Here is a 3,551-nt window from a genome sequence, read left to right as displayed (position 1 = left end):
TATTGCATCTTTTAATTCTTTTAAATTCACTCTCTACCCTCCAAAATTATTTATCATTTCTAATCTTTTTCTATAATAATCAAGAAGTTCCTTATCTTTGTTAATGGACTTCTCTCCACTTTCTACAAAGTGCTTATATTTATTATATGTATCTGTGCATTTTCTTAAAAAGTCTTCACTTTTTTGTAATTCATTCTCATATTGTCTTATAGCCATTTTTGTTAAATCAGTTAACTTTAAAGCACATGTTTTGCAGATTGATTCATCAGAGATAATATTTCCATCATCTAATATCTCTACATCTTCATTACATCTATCACATTTCATAAATTGTCACCTCCTACAATAAAAAACTATTTTTATTCATATTTCTGTTCTTCGTAGCCTTGATATTCAATACTAGAAATTTTATCAGACATTATCACTTATAAAGTTATTTGATAAATCGTTAATACCTTCTCTTAATTTCATAATTGAATTAGTCACTTTTGCTTTTTCATTAAAGATTGATTCCAAAATATTTATAATATTACTTTCTTCACTTTCTACAATAAAGCTTTTGCCATCAAGCATGTTTATTTTTAAATAGACCATGTTTTACACCTCTCTTTGCCCTCATTTTCATTATAATTCTCTAATAATTTAAGCTTTTCTTCTGCTTCTAAAAGACGTTTATACTCCTCTTTATCTGCTAAAGCATAGCATGGATTCTTACCACGTTCAAAACTCAAGCATTTACCATTTTTATCGATGCTATGGAATTCTTCATTTAAATTTTTATCACATAAATCCTCGTAATAATGCCTACATTCGCTATTTACACACATCATATTTATAGCCATTTATATTATCCTCTCCTTTTTTACCCATTCCTCTATATCATAATAAGGGATCTCATTTCTTCTATTAACACTGGAATAGTTTAATTTATATGGATTTTCATTTTTCATTTTTTCTATAACAGTCCATACATTTTGTTTGCTTATTCTGACTATTACTTTTGTCATTATTTCTTTATCCAAATCCGAAAATATATTATTGTATTTTGGAATTACTCCTGTTATTTTATAACTTATAAATTTACTATATGTAAAATAAACGTCTGGAACTGCAGCTCCATAATCCCATGCCTCTATACAATTTTCAAATAACCATTTATTTGTCTCTTTTAGATATTCGCATTGTATATAATATAGTATTTTTTGTAATTGGAGATTTGTTATTGGATTCTCTTTCTTTTCACAATAAACGATAACAAATTCTGCTACATCCATTGCATCGCATTTTCCTATGACCATACTTTAATCCCTCATCAACTTCTCATATCCATCTTTTGCATATTTCAAAGCCTCTTCTAGCGTTTTAAACTCAGGTATATTAGAATCTCCTTCATTTATATATAAATATCTTCTCTTATAATAAACAACTGGAGAATATACTGACCTCTCCTCATAAGTTTCTAAATTTACAAGATTTCTATGTTTAGCAAAATAACCCTTATGATTATCATCTATAGGTAATAAATCATCTCTATGCAATACTACTTTAGCCATACTCTAATCCTCCGAATCCGTAAGATATATTTTAGGAACTATACTCAATGTCGGTTTAAACAACCTATCCGAATCTGCTAATCTCTCATTTTGCATATCAACGACAAAGTCGATCTCTTTAATTTCTTCATCCCCAAAACGCTTTAAAGCTATATTTGTAGTTAAGCAACCTTCACCATGTATGAGATAATGAATGAAATTATTTTTACCAACTTCTATAAACTCTTTAACTTTCATATTTTAACCCTCCAGATCTTTTTCTTCTATAATAAAAACATGTGTGTCTGAATCAAAATGATATGTCTCTTCATCACCGTCTATAAATTGATCCCAAGATACTTCTTGTTTTCTTTTCTTTAACTCTCTTAATAGGTCTACAGTTTTAACATTAGTTAAATTCACTACTCATAACCCCCTTTCCAAAATAAAATAACTATTTCATTGCATAGTTACGTACAATAACTCTTTGGCAATACTTTGCAATTCTGATATTGCTTTACCATGTATATTTACGAACTCTATAACATCCTTACAATCAAGACCTTCTTTGTTCAGAATGTAATCTAATTGTTCCGTTTTATTCTTAACCTCTGTTAATTTAGATATTTGCATAGCTCTAAAATTTTCACTGATCATACTTTTGCACTCCTTCAAATCTTTGATACCTTGGTAATTTTGTTATTCTATAAGTCTTCTTATAAACAACATCTTTATTTATACATTTGCGAATGCAACCCTCTTTAATATTTAACTCAGCACATGCCTCTTTCAAATATATATACTTCTTCACTTCATTAGTCTTTATATTTTCAAAAAATACTCACTACTTTTCAAAACTCTCTCATAAACAAAATCTTTCATTTTATCTCTATTCTTAGATTTTATTCCCTCGATCTCGAAAATAAAATTTACATAACCTTTCAAATCATTTTTATTTACGTACCCATACGAGTAAATACTTTCATTTATAGCTTGTGATATTTCAAAGCATAAGTTCTCTTCTCTAACTAACATCTCTTTACTCCCTTACTGTTTTGTTCCATTTGTTATTTTTAAAAATAATTTAGCAGTAGCCAGAGTGTCACAATCAGCTCTATGAGCATTTTCTAATGGTATACCATAGTAATCACATGCTGTGGCTAATTTTCTGTCTATGCCCCTATAATCTTTATCTTTACGCAATATATCCAAAGTGCATATATAGTCCGTAATAGGATCAAGATTATTCTTTTCTAAATAATGATTTATAAAACCTATATCAAATTTAGCATTATGAGCTATGACTGTTTTATCTCCTATGTAGTTTCTAAACTTAGGTAACGTACTTTCTATCGAATCAGAATCTTTTACCATGTAATTCGTTATATGAGTTAAATTTGTAATAAACTTTGGGATACACTCTTTAGGTTTTATTAGTTTAGAAAAGTTGTTGGATATTTCTCCTTTTGTTATCTCTGTAATTCCTATTTCAATTATTTCACTTCCACTTTTAGGCTTTAGACCTGTTGTCTCTAAATCCAATACAATATAATCTTTCATTTTATCCTCCTAAGTTAAATTTCTTTAATTGTTTTTGCCATTCATCTCTTTCAAAATCATCTGTTCTTTTGTTGTATGGTTTCTTTTCTGCTATTTCTTTTAATTTATTATTTTCATTTAAAAGATTATCAAGATGAGCCTTTTTTATATTCATGGACGTAACAAGCCTATTTATCTTGTCACATATCTGCCTTCTATGTTTAAGTTTTCTTCTTTCTCTTCTAGCTATTTGTAATTCATCAAATATTTTTACCTTTTCTTCAACGCTATAATTTTTCTCATTTTCTATATCATGTATATAGTCTTCTTCTAAGCGGTCATAAAGAGATATTTTACTTTCTATATTTGGCAGCTCATTGCCTTTTAGCAGCATTAGTCTTGATGTCTCGCAGAACATTTCTAAAGTGTACTTTTTATCTCCACCAAGTAAATAGTTAGAAACACTCTTATGAAAATCAT

At 28.2% G+C, this 3,551-nt stretch carries 11 protein-coding genes; all 11 read right to left on the bottom strand.

From position 1 onward, the window contains the following. Window positions 1-33 precede the first annotated feature (33 nt). Entirely contained in the window at window positions 34-327 is a 294-nt protein-coding gene (locus tag T473_RS0115225) for a hypothetical protein (protein WP_024622437.1), read from the bottom strand. An 84-nt stretch (window positions 328-411) separates the two neighbouring features. Further along, on the bottom strand, window positions 412-594 hold the full coding sequence (locus T473_RS0115220) for a hypothetical protein (protein ID WP_024622438.1): 183 nt from the start codon (window positions 592-594) through the stop codon (window positions 412-414). Then, complete coding sequence (locus T473_RS0115215) at window positions 582-842, bottom strand: hypothetical protein (protein ID WP_024622439.1); 261 nt, start codon at window positions 840-842, stop codon at window positions 582-584. The genes T473_RS0115220 and T473_RS0115215 overlap by 13 nt, the downstream gene beginning before the upstream one ends. After that, entirely contained in the window at window positions 843-1,298 is a 456-nt protein-coding gene (locus T473_RS17485) for a Panacea domain-containing protein (protein ID WP_024622440.1), read from the bottom strand. Window positions 1,299-1,301: 3 nt separating this feature from the next. Next, window positions 1,302-1,553 carry a hypothetical protein gene (locus T473_RS0115205; protein ID WP_024622441.1) on the bottom strand — a complete coding sequence of 84 codons (252 nt, stop codon included), beginning with the start codon at window positions 1,551-1,553 and terminating at the stop codon, window positions 1,302-1,304. A 3-nt stretch (window positions 1,554-1,556) separates the two neighbouring features. Next, entirely contained in the window at window positions 1,557-1,790 is a 234-nt protein-coding gene (locus T473_RS0115200) for a hypothetical protein (protein ID WP_024622442.1), read from the bottom strand. A gap of 3 nt (window positions 1,791-1,793) precedes the next feature. Beyond that, entirely contained in the window at window positions 1,794-1,955 is a 162-nt protein-coding gene (locus T473_RS18715) for a hypothetical protein (protein ID WP_161627568.1), read from the bottom strand. A gap of 36 nt (window positions 1,956-1,991) precedes the next feature. After that, window positions 1,992-2,189, bottom strand: a complete 198-nt coding sequence (locus T473_RS0115190; protein WP_024622443.1) for a hypothetical protein — start codon at window positions 2,187-2,189, stop codon at window positions 1,992-1,994. A 165-nt stretch (window positions 2,190-2,354) separates the two neighbouring features. Beyond that, window positions 2,355-2,567: a hypothetical protein gene (locus tag T473_RS0115180; protein WP_024622603.1), complete on the bottom strand. Its 213-nt coding sequence runs from the start codon at window positions 2,565-2,567 to the stop codon at window positions 2,355-2,357. A 12-nt stretch (window positions 2,568-2,579) separates the two neighbouring features. Beyond that, a complete protein-coding gene (locus tag T473_RS0115175) occupies window positions 2,580-3,092 on the bottom strand; it encodes a 3'-5' exonuclease (protein ID WP_024622445.1) in 513 nt (170 codons plus the stop codon). Window position 3,093: 1 nt separating this feature from the next. Continuing rightward, window positions 3,094-3,551 (bottom strand): hypothetical protein (locus T473_RS18710; protein WP_038300752.1); only part of this gene is annotated, 458 nt, incomplete at its 5' end.

The organism is Clostridioides mangenotii TR (assembly GCF_000498755.1).
Classification (GTDB): Bacteria; Bacillota; Clostridia; order Peptostreptococcales; family Peptostreptococcaceae; genus Metaclostridioides; species Metaclostridioides mangenotii_A.
Note: the sequence above shows the minus strand (reverse complement) of the source record. Positions and strands in the feature narration are given on the sequence as shown.